General features: G+C 68.1%; 11 protein-coding genes and 1 tRNA gene. 5 read left to right on the top strand and 7 right to left on the bottom strand.

What is annotated here, in order from left to right; all coding sequences use genetic code 11:
• Positions 1-69: 69 nt before the first annotated feature.
• The 4 genes from otsB to VZC37_RS05570 form a co-directional block, all read right to left on the bottom strand.
• A complete protein-coding gene (otsB, locus tag VZC37_RS05585) occupies positions 70-858 on the bottom strand; it encodes a trehalose-phosphatase (protein WP_330431407.1) in 789 nt (262 codons plus the stop codon).
• On the bottom strand, positions 855-2,387 hold the full coding sequence (locus VZC37_RS05580) for an alpha,alpha-trehalose-phosphate synthase (UDP-forming) (RefSeq protein ID WP_330431406.1): 1,533 nt from the start codon (positions 2,385-2,387) through the stop codon (positions 855-857). The genes otsB and VZC37_RS05580 overlap by 4 nt, the downstream gene beginning before the upstream one ends.
• A gap of 4 nt (positions 2,388-2,391) precedes the next feature.
• Positions 2,392-2,553 (bottom strand): hypothetical protein, encoded by a 162-nt coding sequence (locus VZC37_RS05575; RefSeq protein WP_006330670.1) that lies wholly within the window; start codon positions 2,551-2,553, stop codon positions 2,392-2,394.
• Positions 2,554-2,637: 84 nt separating this feature from the next.
• On the bottom strand, positions 2,638-4,122 hold the full coding sequence (locus VZC37_RS05570) for a threonine/serine exporter family protein (protein ID WP_330431405.1): 1,485 nt from the start codon (positions 4,120-4,122) through the stop codon (positions 2,638-2,640).
• 4 nt (positions 4,123-4,126) lie between these two features.
• On the opposite strand from VZC37_RS05570, the gene VZC37_RS05565 reads away from it, so the two are divergent.
• From VZC37_RS05565 to VZC37_RS05555, 3 genes are all read left to right on the top strand, one after another.
• Positions 4,127-4,201, top strand: a tRNA-Thr gene (locus VZC37_RS05565).
• 486 nt (positions 4,202-4,687) lie between these two features.
• A complete protein-coding gene (locus VZC37_RS05560) occupies positions 4,688-5,404 on the top strand; it encodes an ABC transporter ATP-binding protein (RefSeq protein WP_330431404.1) in 717 nt (238 codons plus the stop codon).
• 95 nt (positions 5,405-5,499) lie between these two features.
• A complete protein-coding gene (locus tag VZC37_RS05555) occupies positions 5,500-7,962 on the top strand; it encodes an ABC transporter permease (protein ID WP_330431403.1) in 2,463 nt (820 codons plus the stop codon).
• Between the two features lie 21 nt (positions 7,963-7,983).
• On the opposite strand, the gene VZC37_RS05550 is transcribed toward VZC37_RS05555, so the two are convergent.
• A complete protein-coding gene (locus VZC37_RS05550; RefSeq protein ID WP_330431402.1) occupies positions 7,984-9,303 on the bottom strand; it encodes an acyltransferase in 1,320 nt (439 codons plus the stop codon).
• Between the two features lie 123 nt (positions 9,304-9,426).
• Entirely contained in the window at positions 9,427-10,272 is an 846-nt protein-coding gene (locus tag VZC37_RS05545; protein ID WP_431309352.1) for a formylglycine-generating enzyme family protein, read from the bottom strand.
• A gap of 162 nt (positions 10,273-10,434) precedes the next feature.
• On the opposite strand from VZC37_RS05545, the gene VZC37_RS05540 reads away from it, so the two are divergent.
• Entirely contained in the window at positions 10,435-11,982 is a 1,548-nt protein-coding gene (locus VZC37_RS05540) for a carboxylesterase/lipase family protein (RefSeq protein ID WP_330431400.1), read from the top strand.
• A gap of 188 nt (positions 11,983-12,170) precedes the next feature.
• Positions 12,171-12,449 carry a hypothetical protein gene (locus tag VZC37_RS05535; RefSeq protein ID WP_330431399.1) on the top strand — a complete coding sequence of 93 codons (279 nt, stop codon included), beginning with the start codon at positions 12,171-12,173 and terminating at the stop codon, positions 12,447-12,449.
• 67 nt (positions 12,450-12,516) lie between these two features.
• On the opposite strand, the gene VZC37_RS05530 is transcribed toward VZC37_RS05535, so the two are convergent.
• Entirely contained in the window at positions 12,517-16,317 is a 3,801-nt protein-coding gene (locus VZC37_RS05530) for an NACHT and WD repeat domain-containing protein (protein ID WP_330431398.1), read from the bottom strand.
• Positions 16,318-16,624 lie beyond the last annotated feature (307 nt).

Here is a 16,624-nt window from a genome sequence, read left to right as displayed (position 1 = left end):
GGCTACTCGACCAGCGGTTGGGGGCGCCCCGGCTACTCGACCAGCGGTTGGGGCGACCCTTCGTGACGCTCAGGAGTGGGTTTGAGCTTCCCGCCGCTTCGCCACGACGAACTCGAGAACCGTTGCGACGTCGTCGGTGTCGTCGATACGGTAGGTCGCGATCGTGTCGCCGGTCCCGACCTTGATGGTGACGTCGCCATTGTCGGGATGTAGATGGGCGAAGGCCTTCTCGTCCGTGACGTCGTCGCCGAGATAGATCACCGCGTTCGCGCCGACCTGCTCCCGCAGCACATCGAGGGCGTGTCCCTTGCTCGTCTCGATCACCGCGAGTTCGAGAACCTCTTTGCCCTCGGTGCTCTGCACACCCGGCCACGTGGCCGGCCCGGAACGAACCCGCTCGAGAGCTTTCTCGGCGTCGGCCGCAGCCGCGTTGCGCACGTGCAACACTGTGCTGGCCGGTTTGGTCTCCACCCGCGTACCGGGGTGATCTGCTGCGATGGAACGCAATTCGTCGATGAGCCGGGCCAGCAGGGCGCGGTGGTCGTCGGTGATCTCGAACACGAACCCGGACTCGAACTCGCTGCCATGGCTGCCGACGAGGGCCACCGGCGCGGACAACCCCGACAGCTCGGCCAGCACCGCGCGCTCGCGACCCGACACCACGGCTGCGGTCGTGTCGGGCAGCTCGGCGGCCGCCGCGATCGCCGCCACCGACGCGGGATTCGGGATCGCGTCCTCCGGCCGGGACACCAACGGGGACATGCAGCCGTCGTAGTCCGATGCGACGAGCAGAGTCGGAACCGACACCGCGTCGATCAGGGCCTCCCGCAATGCGGCAGGTATCCCGGTGGCGCTCATGCGTCCTGATCCGCCGCGTCGGACGTCTGGACGAGGTGGACGCCGCGGTTGGCGTCCGTCGCCGTCTCGGTCACCGACGCCAGCGTGCCGAGGAAACTCTCCGCCCACTTGGCCACATCGTGGGCCATCACCTGACGACGAAGCGCGCGCATCCGCTTACGACCATCCGCCGTCGTCTGCCCCACCGCCGCCTCGATGGCGTCTTTCACGCCCTCGAGGTCGTACGGATTGGCCTGATACGCCGAGCGCAATTCCGAAGCGGCTCCGGTGAATTCGCTCAACACCAGTGAGCCGCCGAGGTCGCTGCGACACGCGACGTACTCCTTGGCGACGAGGTTCATCCCGTCCCGCAGCGGGGTCACGAGCATCACGTCGGCGGCGACGAAGAACGCGATCAGTTCGTCGCGGGGAACGGGTCGGTGCAGGTACTGCACCACCGGCTGGCCGACCGAGCCGAACGAGCCGTTGATGTTGCCGACCAACTGTTCGATGCCCGCGCGCATCTGCACGTAGCTCTCCACGCGCTCGCGGCTCGGCGTCGCCAGCTGGATCATCACCGTGTCTTCGGGGTCGAGCCGCTTCTCCGCCAACAGCTCCGAGACGGCCTTGAGGCGCACGTCGATGCCCTTGGTGTAGTCGAGCCGATCGACGCCGAGCATGATCGTCTTCGGATTGCCGAGGTCCTTGCGGATCTCGCGCGCCCGGTTCCGGATCTCCTTGGACTTGGCCTTGGCGTCGAGGTCGCCGGAGTCGATCGAGATCGGGAACGCGCCGACCCGCACCGTCCGGAAACCGACCTGCACGACGCCGAACCGCGAGCGCACACCGACCGTGCCCTTGCTGGTGGCCTGGCCGGCGAGTCGCCGCGCCAGGAACAGGAAGTTCTGCGCACCGCCCGGCAGATGGAAACCGATGAGATCGGCACCCAGCAGGCCTTCGACGATCTCCGTCCGCCACGGCAGCTGCATGAACAGCTCGACCGGTGGGAACGGGATGTGCAGGAAGAAGCCGATCTTGAGATCCGGACGCAGCATGCGCAGCATCTTGGGCACGAGCTGGAGCTGGTAGTCCTGAATCCAGACCACCGCCCCCTCGGCGGCGGCCTTGGCGGTTTCCTCCGCGAAGCGACGGTTCACGTCGACGTAGGTGTCCCACCATTCGCGGTGGTACTCGGGTTTGACGAGAAGGTCGTGGTAGAGCGGCCACAACGTCGCGTTGGAGAAGCCCTCGTAGTACTCGGCGATCTCCTGCGTGGACAGCGGCACCGCGTGGATGTCGATGCCCTCGATGTCGGGGTTGTCGTCCGAGTCGGCGATCCCGGACCAACCGACCCATGCGCCGGTCTGAGACCTCAGGATGGGTTCGAGAGCGGTGACCAGCCCGCCCGGGCTGCGTTTCCAATTCACCGTGCCGTCGGGCAAGACCTCCTTGTCGACAGGCAGGCGGTTGGCGACGACGACGAACTCCGCGTCACCGAAATGCTGGTCGGCGGTTGCCCCGCCGTGCGTCACGTCCTCGGAGCCCGCCATGTGGTCAGGCGTTCTCGCCTGGCGCGATTCCCAGCATCGACAACAGCATCCGGCACTCATCGGCGTCGGTCGCGTAGGCGGCGACGACACGACGCGCCGAGCTGGCGGTCTCGTCGGCTACCGGCTCCAACTCGTCGTCGGTGATGTCGGTGGTCTTCGCAGGCATTGAGGTCCTCTTGCTTCACAACGGCGTGCCCCGGCGGCGACCGGCGAGGCGTACGCGCCCGGCGTTGGTGCGCGCACTCCGATGCTACCTGTTTCGTTGTCGCACATCCGGCGCGACCTCGCGACGTCGGTAGCCCTGCATCCGGTTCCGGCGGAGCATCGACATCCAGGCGGGGCGCACCGGCAGTTGCGGGCGGCGCAACGATCGGGCGATGAACTCACCCAGCGTCACACCCGCGGCCAGCGCGGCGCCGACACCGAGGGCGCTCATCATCCAGGTGATGCCGTCGAGGGTCTGGTCACCGAGCAGTCCGTACAGAGCGCGATACACGGCGAGACCGGGCAGCAGCGGGGTGATACCGGCGATCGCGACGACCAGTGGCGGGGTCAGCGCGCGCCGAGCGAGCAGGCCGCCGACCAGGCCGACGAGCGCCGCGGCCAGCGCACTCGCCACCACGTCGCCGATGGCCCCGACGAAGGTGGCCGACGCCACCACCGCGGCGCCGATCGCGCCACTCATGAACGCCACCGGCAGTGCCCGCTTCTCGGCATAGCTCGCCAGTGCGAAGGCGAGCGCTGCGAGCCCACCCGCCAAGATGCGGACGGGCAGCTCGACCGCGGGGAAGGTGGTCGTCGGCGTGATCGTCGGGAGAAAGATCCCCGCGTTCTCCAGCAGGCTGATCGCGATACCGACGCCGGCGATCAACCCGCCGGTCATCAGCAGCAACTCGAAGAACCTGGCCACACCGGTGATCGGCGCGCCCGTGATGGCGTCCTGGACGGAGCCGACCAGTGACAGACCGGACAGCAGGACGACGATGCCGGCCGCGATGACGAACGACGGCGACAGGTTGATGCTCGTGTTCTGGGTCAGGCCGAACGTCACCGCCGCGGGGACGACGGCGATGAAACCGCCGGTGAACTGCTGGAAGAACACCGGAGTGCCGATCCGGTTGAGTCTGCGGTTCACCACGACGATGACCACTGTCGTCAGGAACGCCAGGACCGCACCGAGCTCCGCGCCGCCGAGCAGCACAGAGATGCTCGCGGCCATCAGGCCCCACGCGCATGTGGCCACCCGGTGCCGGTACGGGTGGGGAGCGGTGATGATCTCGTCGACCATGCGGTGGGCGCTCGACGGCGTGATCGCCATGTCGCGGATGCGCCGGACCAGGCGATCGATCTGGGCCAGCCGGGTGAAGTCCATCGACCGGTAGTAGACCTGCTCCATCGTGGTGATCGGCGGCAGTGTCGCTCCGCGCCGGGCGCTGACGACGATGGTGTTGTACGTGACATCCACCTCGACGTCCTCGAGCCCGTACACGCCGCAGACGAACGCGATCTGCTGCTGGGTGTCGATCGCGGCCGTGCCCGAATCAAGTAGTACGGCACCGATCTTGGTGGCGAGGTCGAGGACCTCGGTGATCGCCGCGACGTCGAACCGGTCGATCGGCTTGCGCGGCGAGACCATGATGCTGCCGGGTTCGATCGTGTCGATCGTCGCCGGTCGGTCCTCGATCAGCCGGACGGGGTTCAGCCACCCCAACGCACGGCCGATATACTCGCGCACGCATGCCTCCTTAGCTCAGTGGTAGAGCACTCGCCTTGTAAGCGAGCGGTCGTCAGTTCAATCCTGACAGGGGGCTCCAAGAACCCGCCTCCGGCAGGGGGGCTCTGAGAACCCGCCTCCGGCAGGGGGGCTCCAACAACCCGCCTCCGGCAGGGGGGCTCCAAGAACCCGCCTCCGGCAGGGGGGCTCTGAGAACCCGCCTCCGGCAGGGGGGCTCCAAAAGCCCCCCATCACCGGCGGGCCAGCAATCGAGCCGGTCCCGGCGCCCAGTGGTAAACGGTCCCGAAAGGGGCCGTGTTCCGGCGTGTGATGCGACTCATCTCAACATGCTCGAGTCAGTCCCGCCATCCCCTCGAGAACCCCGGTCCCGTGGCGTTTGCGTCGAGCGTTCGGACGACACATTCTCCGAAGGCGTGCGCGCACGGCACCGATCGGTGTCGAATGGAACAGCACCCTGCGCACCGTCGCGATCCCGCCGTCCGGGCGTCGAGATCGCCGCCACGGGCACTCCCGCCCAGCCCGCATTCCTGCACGAGCGATAGCCACCTCGTAGAAGGTCAGTTCCATGGTTGCGGACGCCACGCCGGCACTGCAGCTCGACCGGGTCGCGAAGACCTATCGGATCGGCGACGAGCACGTACACGTGCTCGTCGACTGCGACCTGACCGTCCGAGCGGGCGAATTCGTCGTGATCACCGGACCGTCAGGTGCGGGAAAGTCGACGTTGCTGCACGTCGCAGGCGGTCTCGACGCGCCCGATCGTGGCACGGTCTCGGTGAGTGGCCATGACCTGTGGTCGATGAACCGACGTGCGCGAGCTGCGTTCCGTCGCCGCCATCTAGGGTTCGTCTTCCAGTTCTTCAATTTGGTCCCCATGCTCTCCGCTGTCGAGAACGTGTCGCTGCCGCTCGTGCTGGATGGCACGCCGGCTCGTGTCGCCGACGCCCGAGGCGCAGAGCTTCTCGACCGAGTCGGTCTCACCGGCCGCCGCCATCACCGCCCTGCCGAGCTGTCAGGTGGACAGATGCAGCGCGTCGCAGTGGCTCGCGCGTTGGTGACCCGGCCATCGGTGCTCCTCGCCGACGAGCCGACCGGAAATCTGGACAAGCAGTCCTCTACCGAGGTGCTCGACCTCCTCCGTTCCCTGTGCCAGGAGGACTCGACCGCCGTCATTCTGGTCACCCACGATCCGGCGGCTATCGGCTACGGATCCCGCACCTTGCACATCATCGACGGCAATGCGCGGTCGGCTGACGCGACGGGCATCGGCGGTGACGGTTGATGCGTGGGTGGTCGGCATGCTGGACGTCGTTTCGGCGCATTCACCTTGCGGCGTTGATCTCCGACTGGCGTCGATCGTTGCTCACGGTTGTCGGTGTGGCAATCGGCGTGACGGTGGTGCTCGGCGTCCTGGTGCTCAGATCCGATCTGGTCCGACCGTTCGACGCATTTGGTCCGTCGTTGACCGCAGCGGCCGACGACGGGGTGGTGGAGGTGATTCCTGATGTCAGCGGACGTCTGCCGACCACCACGGTCGACCGGCTTCGTGCCGAGGTGTCGGGGGCACAGGCCATTGTCCCTTTCGTCGCCACCTTGACCCCGGTGGGTACCGGAGACAACACGCAAGGATTCTTTCTGCTGGGCGGTTCGTGCGACATCGAATTGCTGATCGGCGATTTCGGCTGCGCAACCAGGGCGCGTGACGCGGTCGACTTCCACAGGCCCGGTGTGCCGATGCAGATGGCCGCGCCGGTGGCCGCAGAGCTCGGCCTGAGCGTCGGCGACGACCTCGCGCTACCGGGATTGCCACCCGGCTCCGCGTATCTCGCGGCGACCTTCGACGACGTGGACCGCGTCGAGTCCATCAACGATGGGTATGTGCTCGTCGCCCCGTCGGCGGCAGTGGCCGCGGAGCTGCTGTCGATTCCGGGGTTCGTCACCGCGGCTTTCGTGGTTCCGCGCCCCGGCGACGACATCGAGCATGACGTCGACAGGGCCATCGCCGATACGGCGACGGCGGTGGCGCCACGTGCGCAACTGCCCGCGGTATTCGAGAACGGGAGGCAGAGCCTCGATCTCATCGCGTTGGCCGGGATCATCGTGGGCGTCCTCGTCTCGGTGAACACGGTCCTGCTGGCGGTCGAGGACAGGCGGACGGTGATGGCCACGATCCTCGCGATCGGCGCCCGACCGACCGGTGTGCTCGCAGGGATGCTCGGCGAAGGGGCAGTGGTCGGAGTCCTCGGGGGACTACTGGGGGTGCCGACGGGCTTCGGGTTGGGGACCTTCCTCGTCGACACATTCGGCACATCCATGGTGGCCGGCTCCGGCGGCACGATCTCGGCTCATTTCGAGCCCCGGCTGCTCGCCGTCGGCGCTGCAGCGGGGATCACATGTGGCGTTCTCGCAATGCTGGCACCTGCGTTCACGCTGTTGCGCAACGGTCCCCTCGCCTCGATGGCCACCGCGGGAGGCGTGCCGCGGGCCCGGTCGGTACCGGTGTGGCCGCTGGTCGTCGGAGTCTGCCTGCTCGCCGGTGCCGCCGCGGTGATGACGATCTTTGCCGGCGGTGCGTTGCCGCTGACCATGGGCGTCAACGGCTTGACGATCGCGCTGTGTGGGATCGTCCTGGCGACTGTGTGGATTGCGCCGCGTGTCGCGCAGGGCGCTGCCCAGGCAGTGACGTCGGTGCGCCCCGACATCGGACGCCTGCTGGGTGCAGATCTCCGCCGCTACGTGATGCTGTTCGGGTTGTCGGCCGCTCTGCTCACCGAGGCCACGAGTCTGGCGATCGGCTCACAGAGTATGCAGTTGCTCGGTGCCGAGCAGGTTGCCGCGCAGAAGTCCGACCGGCTGCCGTCGGCGCTGATGCTCACGGCGCAGTCGGTGTTCGATCAGCGCGACGGGGTGATCGCAGACGCCACCGCCGCCGCCGTGACGCGCACCGCGGCCGGTCATCCTGTGGCTTCTCGATGGCGCGCGACCATCTCGTCGGGTGCGTCGACTCGCCTCGTCTTCGGCGTCACGCCGGGCGACTGGTACAGCCGGGCACAGTACGAACCGACCACCGATGCAGACGCGCTCTGGGACCGGTTGCACCGCGGCGAGGTCGCGCTGACCGAGCAAGCCGCCACTCGGCTCGGCGTCCAACAGGGAGACCTCGTGACGTTGCCGACCGTGTGGGGACGTCAGGACTTCCGCGTGGCCGGGACCGTTCGGTCCGCCATGCTCAACGACGCGGCCGTGGCCGACATCGTGCTGGTGAACCAATCCGTCGCGCGGACCCAGTGGGCTGCGGCGCGCGACCAGATGGCGGTGCAGTACCCATCCCCGGTCGACGCGGCCACCCACCGGAGCAACTATCTCGAGCTCGACGCGGGTCTCTGGGTGTTCGACAACGAGCACTGGCGTGCAGAGTCCGCTGCGGGCATCACACGATTCCTGCGGCCGTTCACTCTCGCCGGCTTCGTCGTGATGGTCGCCGCCGGCCTGAGCGTACTGAACGTGTTCGTGTTGGGCCTGATTCAGCGTCGACGGGAGCGCGCCGTCCTCCGCGCGGTGGGGGTCACTACTGGCCAGGAGCGTGCCGTGGTCATGTCGCATGCGGCGGTCCTCGGTTTGGTGGTGGGTGGTCTCGCGATACTCGGCGGCATGGGGGTCACGTATCTCTGGTCGTTGGGCTCAGGAGTGTTCTACGGCACGCCCATCTCATGGGGCGTGCCGGTGGCGGCGCTGGGGACCGGACTTGTCGGTGTGGCAGTGATCGTGATGGCCGCGGCCACCTATCCGGTGGTGTACGTGGGACGGCTCGAGACATCGGAAGTGTTGCGCGGCAACTGATCCGTGTGGCCAGAAATCGTCTCAGAGATGGATTTTCCGGTGGACCCACGGAATCTCGTCATCGGGGCGCCGGAACCGGTGCAGGTGGGCGCGCATCTGTGGGGTGGTGAGCGCGGCGAACTCCTCGGGCGGCAACGACATGATGAAGACCATCCCGCGGCCGCCCGCGCCGTCCATGAGAGCGCCGAGGCCGGCCACGGGCAGCTTCAGTACCTGCGTGCAGAAGACGGGGCGGGCGCCGTCGAAGACGATGTCGTGTACGTCGAATCCACTCAGGTTGGTCACCAGCGGATTCCACCGCCTCGGATCGAACGCCGTCGAGACCACCCTGGCCGCCTGCCAGGCGCCCAGGCCGTCCACGAAATGTTGGTTGGCGCGCATGTCGGAATGGTGATCGGCGAAGTGATCGACGGTGTCCCGCACTCGCTGGGCGATCGTGATCGCGTCGTCGCCGCGGCGCAGGTCGACGTGCAGCGTGGTCAGGATGTTGCCGACCAAGGAGGCATCGAGTCCGCATCTGTCACGAATGTCGACGGCGATCGCGAGGGTGCGCCGACTGACGGCGCGGTCGAGCGACATGAGCGCTTCCGCCACATGCGCGCACACGACATCGTTGACCGACAGACGCGCCCGCCGGCCGTAGGCCCCGCGGATGCGGTCGATCTCGCTGTCGGCGAAGTACATGCTGACGGTCCGCTGTCGGCGCGCGTTCTTGGCCAGATACCAGACGCTGCGCACTGTTTCTGTTGGGCTGAGGCACCGAACCCCCGGTTCGGCAGTGCCGCTGTCGGGGAGACGGGCGGCGACATACGCGGCTCGGTCGTCGACGATCAGCGGTGTGCTGACCGGGCGGTCGGCGAAGGATGCAGCCCAGGCGTTCATGAACATCATGAAGGTCCGCATGTCCCCGATGACGTGATGCCAGGAGACGCCGATCGCGGTTGCATCATCGGCGAGACGGGTGATCTGAATTCGGCACAACGGCCCCACGCCCAGCCGCTCGGTTGTGCCGTTGACCGGGTCGACGAGCCACTGCCCGGTGTCGTCTGCGGTCGCGCGCATCGCCTCGAGAAGATTCCGTGGCGAGGCGACGATGGTGAACGGGACACCCCGGCCGCGGCAGCGGATGGCCATGCGGCCCGCGACCACCGTCAGGCGGCCACCGAAGATGAAGTAGCTGTCGAGCGTACGCGCGAAGGATTGGCGCAACTTGTCGACGTCCAGCGCACGGTCGAAGAAGAACACGAAATGAATGGCGAGATTGGCGACCATGGCATCGCCCACATCGCATCGGATGTCGCGTCGAGCGTGAGTGGTGGGAGTGACCAGTCGAGTCGACATACCCTCACCTCCGGGCGCTCGCCCGTCGACGACATCGAAACGACACACACCGATTGCCATGCCCCGGATCGCCGGTCACGTTGGCGTGCCGTCGCGACACCTGAGTGTCTGTCAGTGTATCGCTCACACCACGCACCGAAACCCCAGATGCGACGTCGCCGAATCGTCTGACTGGGCCGAACGCGCAGCCGGCCGGTAGCGGCGGCAGTACTCCGGCGCACACAGATGTGACCCACCCTTGGTGACCCGCATGACCTGCGGCGACGTCGTCGGGGCAAGCAGATCCGGCCGTCCCTCTGCGGCGACACTGCCGGCCCCCGGGATGAAGTGACGCGGCACGTAGGCGTCGACGCAGCGCTCCCACACATTGCCGATCATGTCGAGCAGCCCGTAGCCGTTGGCCGGGTGGGCACCGACCGGCGACGTCGCACCCCACCCCTCGTTGCGATAGGGGAACGCGCCCTTCCAGGTGTTCGCCATGTCCCGCCCGGCAGGTCGCAGTTCATCTCCGTCCCAGGCGAACTCGGCATCCTGGAGTCCCCCGCGCGCCGCGAACTCCCACTCCGCCTCGGTCGGCAGCCGGCGGCCGGCCCACTCGGCGTACGCGGCGGCGTCGCGATACGCGACATGCACGACCGGGTGATCGGCGCGGTCCTCGACCGACAGGTCAGCGCCGTCGGGTCGACGCCACGATGCGCCGGGCTGCCAGCGCCACCACTGGCGCCAATCGCGGAGATCGACCGGACCGGGCGTCGGGGTGAACACGACCGACCCCGGCACCAGCATCGACGGGTCGGCATCGGGGAAATCGACCGGGTCCACGGCCTCCTCGGCGACCGTCACATACCCCGTCGCCTCGACGAACTCGGCGAACTGGGCGGTGGTCACCGGGTGGCGTTCGATCGCGAATGCATCCACGGCACGGTCGTGAGCGGGACGTTCCTCGGGATAGTGCCTGTCGGAACCCATGCGGAAGCGGCCGCCGGGCAGCGAGACGAGGTCGGACAATGCCACCCGACTGACTCTAGGGCGTGGCTCTGGCGTCGGGAATGTCGAGCGCTGCGTTACGCGTCCCGTGCATACCCCGGCGTTCCGTGGGCGCGTCGAGCCGCCACCCATCACGATGGAGAGATGTCGAACGATCTGGTCGCGACGACCACGTACGGACCGGTTCGCGGCAGCCGCGGTGACGGTGTCGGCATCTGGCGGGGTATCCGCTTCGCATCGCCGCCTGTCGGGGATCTCCGCTGGCGTCGAGCCCGACCGCCGCAGGCTCACGACGAGATCGTCGACGCCACCGCCTTCGGACCGGTGTGCCCCCAGGAACGCAACCCGGCGATCGGGCTCGGCAAGGACGCGACGATGTCGGAGGACTGCCTGTTCCTCAACGTCTGGCGACCCGACGCCGACCGGCCGCTGCCGGTGATGGTCTGGCTGCACGGCGGCGCGTACGTGTTCGGCAGCGGAAGCCAGCCGTTGTACGAGGCCAGCGCGCTCGCCCGCCGCGGCGATGTCGTGGTGGTGACGCTCAACTATCGACTCGGTGCTCTGGGTTTCGCCGACCTGACCTCACTCGACGACAACAGGTCCGAGGGCGACCCGCGCCGTTTCGAGTCGAACGTGGCCCTCAGCGATGTCCTGCTCGCCCTGCAGTGGGTTCAGCAGAACATCGCGGCATTCGGTGGGGACCCGGACGCGGTGACCGTGTTCGGCGAATCGGCAGGTGCCGGCATCGTCACCACGCTGCTGACGATGCCGGCTGCGCGAGGGCTGTTCCATCGCGCCATCGCGCAGAGCTCTCCGGCCACGTCGATGTACGACCACGAGCGCTCGGCCGGCATCGCCGCGCGGGTCCTGAGCGCGCTCGACCTCGGGCCCGCCGATGCTCCCCGCCTCGAGACAATCGACGTCGAGCAGATCACGGCGGCGACGATGAAGGTGTTCACCGACGTGCCCGCCGACAGTCCGGGCACCATCGCCTTCGCCCCGGTCATCGACGGTGACCTGGTGCCTCGCCATCCGATGGACGTGTTCCGGGCCGGCGAGTCGCTGCGGGTGCCGCTCATGATCGGGACCAACAAGGACGAGGCCGCCTTGTTCAAGTGGATGAAGTCGCCGCTGATGCCCATCACGCCTGCCGACATCGAGCGGATGTTCGCGTCGATGATCGTCGAATACCCGGACGTGCGGCTGCCGCCACGTGCGCAGATCACCTCCGCGTACTCCGGCATGCGGCCCAAGGTCGCCGGCCTCGGCGTCGCGCGCGACATCGCGTTCCGCATGCCGACCGTGTGGCTCGCCGAGGCGCACGCGCAGCACACCCCCGTCCACCTCTACCGGTTCGACTGGGCCACCCGGATGCTGCGTGCGCTGCGAGTGGGCGCCACGCACGCGACCGAACTGCCCTACGTCTGGGGCAACCTGGTGGCCGGCCCCGCCGACATCACGTTCAAGCTCGGCGGACGAAGGACCGGCGAGGCGATATCCGAGCGGATGCAACGCCGCTGGACGTCCTACGCGCATCACGGGGACCCGGACGACGGCGGCGGACTGCCGTGGCCGGCCTACGACGCACAGACCCGGACCTCACTGGTGATCGACGGCGACGACCGCCTGGTCGACGATCTGGACCGCGAGATCCGCGACGCCTGGGGTGACGAGGTGCTCAGCTTCCGTTGAGACGCCCAGCCCGCGTGCGATTCGCGGTCCTGAAGGCGTGGTCGTTGCTGGTAATGGTCGCTACCCGATAACTTTTGTGACTCAAGCCATCACGATGTGCCTGCGGATGCAAAGACCGCATACATTGGGTCACTGCAGTCACACATCACGACTCTCGCGCCTTCTGCGGGGGAAAGGCGGTCAACGACATGGACCAGGTTTTCAAGAAGTCGGGCGTTCAGGTTTCGCGGGGGAAGATCGTTCGTCGTGTGGTCGGGGCCGGATTCGCCGGCGCGGCGATGGCCGGCGCCATGGCATTCGCGGCGGCACCTGCGAGCGCGCAGCCGCTGCCGACGGTCGAGCCGACCGTCGAGAACGCGGCGCCGACTCTCGACAACATCAAGCTCGGCATCGACAAGGCGGTCGAGACCAATCCGGAACTGGCGCCGATCGGCGAGTTCGCCCTGACGCTGTTCCCGGAGTACTGACACTTCGCAGCACGCCGAACCGAGACCCGTCACAGGTACGCCTGTGGCGGGTCTCGTCGTCAAGGCACTAGCCGGACTCACCCCGGCACTCGTCCGGGATGTCGGTGTGCGGCAGGTACGTCTCGCGCTGGGAGTCGCTCAACCGGGGCGTGGTGTCGCAGATCCACCTGCTCGCGGTGGCGAGGTCGGTGGTCTGCAGATGGACGCTGCCGGTCACGTCACCGGCGGTGATGATGGTGTCGTCGCTGTACATGTGATCGGGGAACTGCCACCGCGTGGTGGTGTCGGTGGTGGACATCAGCGGCACGATGGACTGCTGTGCACCGAGTCGCCCGTCCTCGAACACGAAAGTCGTGAGGTGGTGGGTGGTAGTGCCGACGACCAACCGCATCGGCGTCAACGACAACGTCGCCGCATGGATGTTCGGCTCGCGTTCGATCAGGTCGGTGCGCCCGTCCCGGACATCCCAGGTGGTCAGGTCGCGTGCCGCGATGATCAGCGTCTCACCGTCGCGGCTGAACACGGCCCGCGCCGCCGGGCTCGTATCGCTGATGACCGCCGACGGTGACGTCTGGTCCCGGTCGAGATCGTAGAGATAGGTCTGCTTGTCGTCGGAGGTCACCGCGAGACGGCGACCGTCCGGACTGAAGGCGACGCTGCGGATCAGGTCGCTCGGCCCGGCGAGCGGCGCGCTGATCGGTACGGGTCGCCGTGGGTCGGCGGTGTCCCACAGCTGGACCGTGGTGTCGGTGGCGCCGGCCGCGAGGATGTCGGCCTGCGGGGCGAACGCGATCGCATTGGTGTAGCGCGTCGAGACCCGCAGATCTGCGGTCGCCTGCGGCGACGAATGGTCGCCGATGTCCCACAGCTGCACCAGACCGCCGTTGTTGTTCGCGGTGGCCGCCAGCGTGCCGTCGGCGTTCACGCTGACCGACGGGTGATCGTTCACCCGACGCTGGATCGGCGTGCGGGACTGTCGCACCCACCCGTCCGGGCCGGTCGACCACACATTGAGTGTGGTGTCGGTGCCCACCGTGGTCAGCACACTGCCGTCGGCGTCGTTGGCGAGACCCGTGACGGTGCCGCCGCGGTCCGGCATCACCCCCGACGGCAGGTGCCACAGGTCGATGGCGCCGTCGGAACGACCGACGACCATGCTGGTGCCGTCGGGACTGAACACCGTCGAGAATGTCCGGACCGACCCTTGCTCGGGCGTGCCCTGGGTGCTCGACGACTGCAGCGTCCACTGGGTCACCGGCATGTCCGGGTCGACGGTGTTCCACACCGTTACCCGGCCGTCGGCACGGGCGGACGCCAGCTGGTTGCCGTCGTCGTCGAACGAGATCGACCACGACCCGGCGGTGGTGTTGGGCAGCGACGTGGACAGCGGAGTGGGCCGCGCCGGTGTGGACACATCCCACAGCTGGGCGTTGGGGCTGTCGCCGGTCACCGCGAGCGTGCGGCTGTCGGGGCTGAACGCCACCGCATGGGTGATGCTCGGAAAACCGGTGATGGGCGGTGTCGCCGGGATCGGGACGTCGCCGTCACGGGTGTCGTAGAGCCGGACAGCGCGGTCGTCGCCGCCGGTGGCCAGCAGCCTGCCGTCCGGGCTGTACGACACAGTGCGGGCAGCGGCGGTGTGCGCGTCGAGAACGGTCGTCTCGCGCAGCGCGCCGGTGTCGTCTACGGCGTAGATGGTGACGGTGCCGTCGTCGGAGGAAGCGGCGAGATGGGAACCGTCCGGAGCGAACCGCACCATGTAGACCGTGCCGTGGCCCGGGCTCACCGATGTTCGCTGGCGGGGCGCCGACGGCGTGGCGATGTTCCAGATGCGGACGGTGCCGTCGCCGCTGCCGGTCACGAGCAACGGCCGGGACGGATGGAACGCCACCGAGGTGAGGTAGTTGCCGTAGCCGCGCAGCGTCGACACCGACTGGTAGGAGCCGCCCGCGGTTCGCTCCCACAGCCTCGCGGTGCGGTCACCGCTCGCAGACGCGAACATCGAGCTGTCGGCAGAGAAGTTGACGTCGTACACCGGGCCGGTGTGGCCGCTCAACGGTTCCGACAGAGGACTGGTGGCGGCGCCGAGGACACGTTGGCTGACCGTCGGGTCGTCTGGATACAGATCGAGCGCGACGAGCAGCAGTCGCGCCGCCAACGACGGATTCGTCTGCTGCAGGCTGTCGATGTGGGAGAGCAGGGCGGCGCGTTCGGCGTTGTTGCGCTGCTGCGTCAGGTCGTGGGCCTGCCGGAATCCGATCGCCGCGGTGATCGTCGAGACCACCGCGAGCACCACGACGACAGCGATGGACAGCATCTGGATCAGTCGTCGTCGGCGCTGCTGGGTGACCGCGGCGTCGAGGAACTCCTCGTTCTCGGTGGTCAGCAGGTGCTGGTAGCTGCGTCGCAGCGCATCCCGGTGCCGGCGGGCGTCGTCGAGCCGTGACCCGGTGTAGAGGAACGACCTGCTCCGGTCCGTCTCGAGCCAGGCGACCGTGTCGGTGGCCAGCTGTTGACGCCACACGTGGATTCCGGAGTCGGCGGCGATCCACTCCGCGAGCCGCGGCCACGACGTCAACACGACGTCGTGGACCAGCATGATCGAGTCCGACGTCACGATGAGCAGTCGTGCCTGCGCGAAGATGTCGATGACTGCCGATATCCGCTTGGGAAACCGATCGGCGATGGTCTCGGTGTGCAGCGGCACGCGCAGTGCCACGCCGCCGGGGCCGACGTGGACCAGCGCGAGCAGCAGGGCCCGCGCCAGGTTCCGGTCCTCCGGTTCGACCGCCGACCACGCCGCCTCCGCGGTGTCGGCGACCGCCCGCGCGATGCCGCCGGTGGCCCGGTACCCGGAGATCGTCATGCGATTGCCCGAGCGCCGTGACCAGGTCGCCGCCAGGACGTGCGCCAACAACGGCAACCGTCCCGCCCGGTCGCCGACCGTCGACGCGGCGTGCAGATCGCTGATCATCACGTCCGCGAGACCCGACTCGATCCGCCCGCCCGCCAACCGCACCGGCCCGGTGATGACCTCACGCAGCTGGGCGCCGGTCATCTCGGAGACGATCACGCAGCGCGACTGCCACGCCTGCGCCAGGAACGCGAACTCCACACATTGTCCGAAGAAGTCGGCGCGTACGCCGAGCACCACGACCGATTCGGCCGACAGCTCCTCGACCGCCCGCATCGTGTCGACGAGGGTCTCCGGCGCCTGCGCGAACACGTTCTCGAACTGATCGAGGACGATGACGTCGCACACCTCGTCGCCGGCGGGGTCCGGGGTGACGACGACCCCGCCGTCGTCGGTGACGGGATCGACGCGGACACCGGTCGTGGTGACGGCCGCGCGGCGCGGTCTGACGATGCGCCGATCGCGGGCGAGACCGGCATCGAGGAGTGACGACTTGCCGGAACCGGAGACGCCGGCGACGACGACGAGCCGCGGACCGGACGGCGCGATGGCGGCATCGATGATGGTGTCCACGAGCGTCGAGACGAGATCGTCGCGGCCGAAGAACACCGCGCTGTCGGCCGCGGTGATCGTGGCGAGGCCGGCGTAGGGCCGCGCCACGGTGGTGGTCGTCGCCGGACCCGGTGGATCGTCGGCATCGGACTCGGTGAGGTGTTTGTCCCAGAGCTCACGCCACTGCGGCAGGTTCAGTACGTCATCCTGGCCGTCGGCGACGGCCCGCGCGGTGAGCCACAGCAACAGCGGTTCGACGGTCGCGAAATCCCGCGGCAGATGACGGCCGTTGCGCCAGTCACTGATGCGTTGCGCCGACACCGTGGACCGGGCCGCGGCGGCACGCAACGTGGGGCGTCCAGCCTGTACGAACAGGCGCGCCAACGCACTACCGAAGTCCACTCACCATCACCGAAAACCCCCGACCGACAATCTCGGCCCCATCATGCTCCGTCAGGTGCCTCAACCGCCATTCGAGTGAGCCGGAACACGCTGGTGAGCGGGCCGATCGACGAGGTCGCACTGCGCCGGAGGCCGTCCGGTGTCCGGTCCGGAATGTTCGATTCCACCCTGAGCAGCACATTTGGGCGCCGGACGGACTGGGCACTGGCAGTCGAGGGGTGGACGGAGTGAACTACAGAGCAACGCGCGAGACCGCCATCGAGCGCGTGGCTGCAGCCGTTGCACGATGCGCGGTGGCGCGACGGAC

The organism is Gordonia sesuvii, from assembly GCF_036350415.1.
In the GTDB taxonomy this organism is placed as follows: domain Bacteria; phylum Actinomycetota; class Actinomycetes; order Mycobacteriales; family Mycobacteriaceae; genus Gordonia; species Gordonia sesuvii.
Note: the sequence above shows the minus strand (reverse complement) of the source record. Positions and strands in the feature narration are given on the sequence as shown.

Coding starts and splice junctions, on each gene's coding strand:
- VZC37_RS05580 (WP_330431406.1), bottom strand. CDS start 2,387: ATGGCGGGCTCCGAGGACGTGACGCACGGCGGGGCAACCGCCGACCAG.
- VZC37_RS05545 (WP_431309352.1), bottom strand. CDS start 10,272: ATGGGTTCCGACAGGCACTATCCCGAGGAACGTCCCGCTCACGACCGT.
- VZC37_RS05535 (WP_330431399.1), top strand. CDS start 12,171: ATGGACCAGGTTTTCAAGAAGTCGGGCGTTCAGGTTTCGCGGGGGAAG.
- VZC37_RS05540 (WP_330431400.1), top strand. CDS start 10,435: ATGTCGAACGATCTGGTCGCGACGACCACGTACGGACCGGTTCGCGGC.
- VZC37_RS05575 (WP_006330670.1), bottom strand. CDS start 2,553: ATGCCTGCGAAGACCACCGACATCACCGACGACGAGTTGGAGCCGGTA.
- VZC37_RS05560 (WP_330431404.1), top strand. CDS start 4,688: ATGGTTGCGGACGCCACGCCGGCACTGCAGCTCGACCGGGTCGCGAAG.
- VZC37_RS05550 (WP_330431402.1), bottom strand. CDS start 9,303: ATGTCGACTCGACTGGTCACTCCCACCACTCACGCTCGACGCGACATC.
- otsB (WP_330431407.1), bottom strand. CDS start 858: ATGAGCGCCACCGGGATACCTGCCGCATTGCGGGAGGCCCTGATCGAC.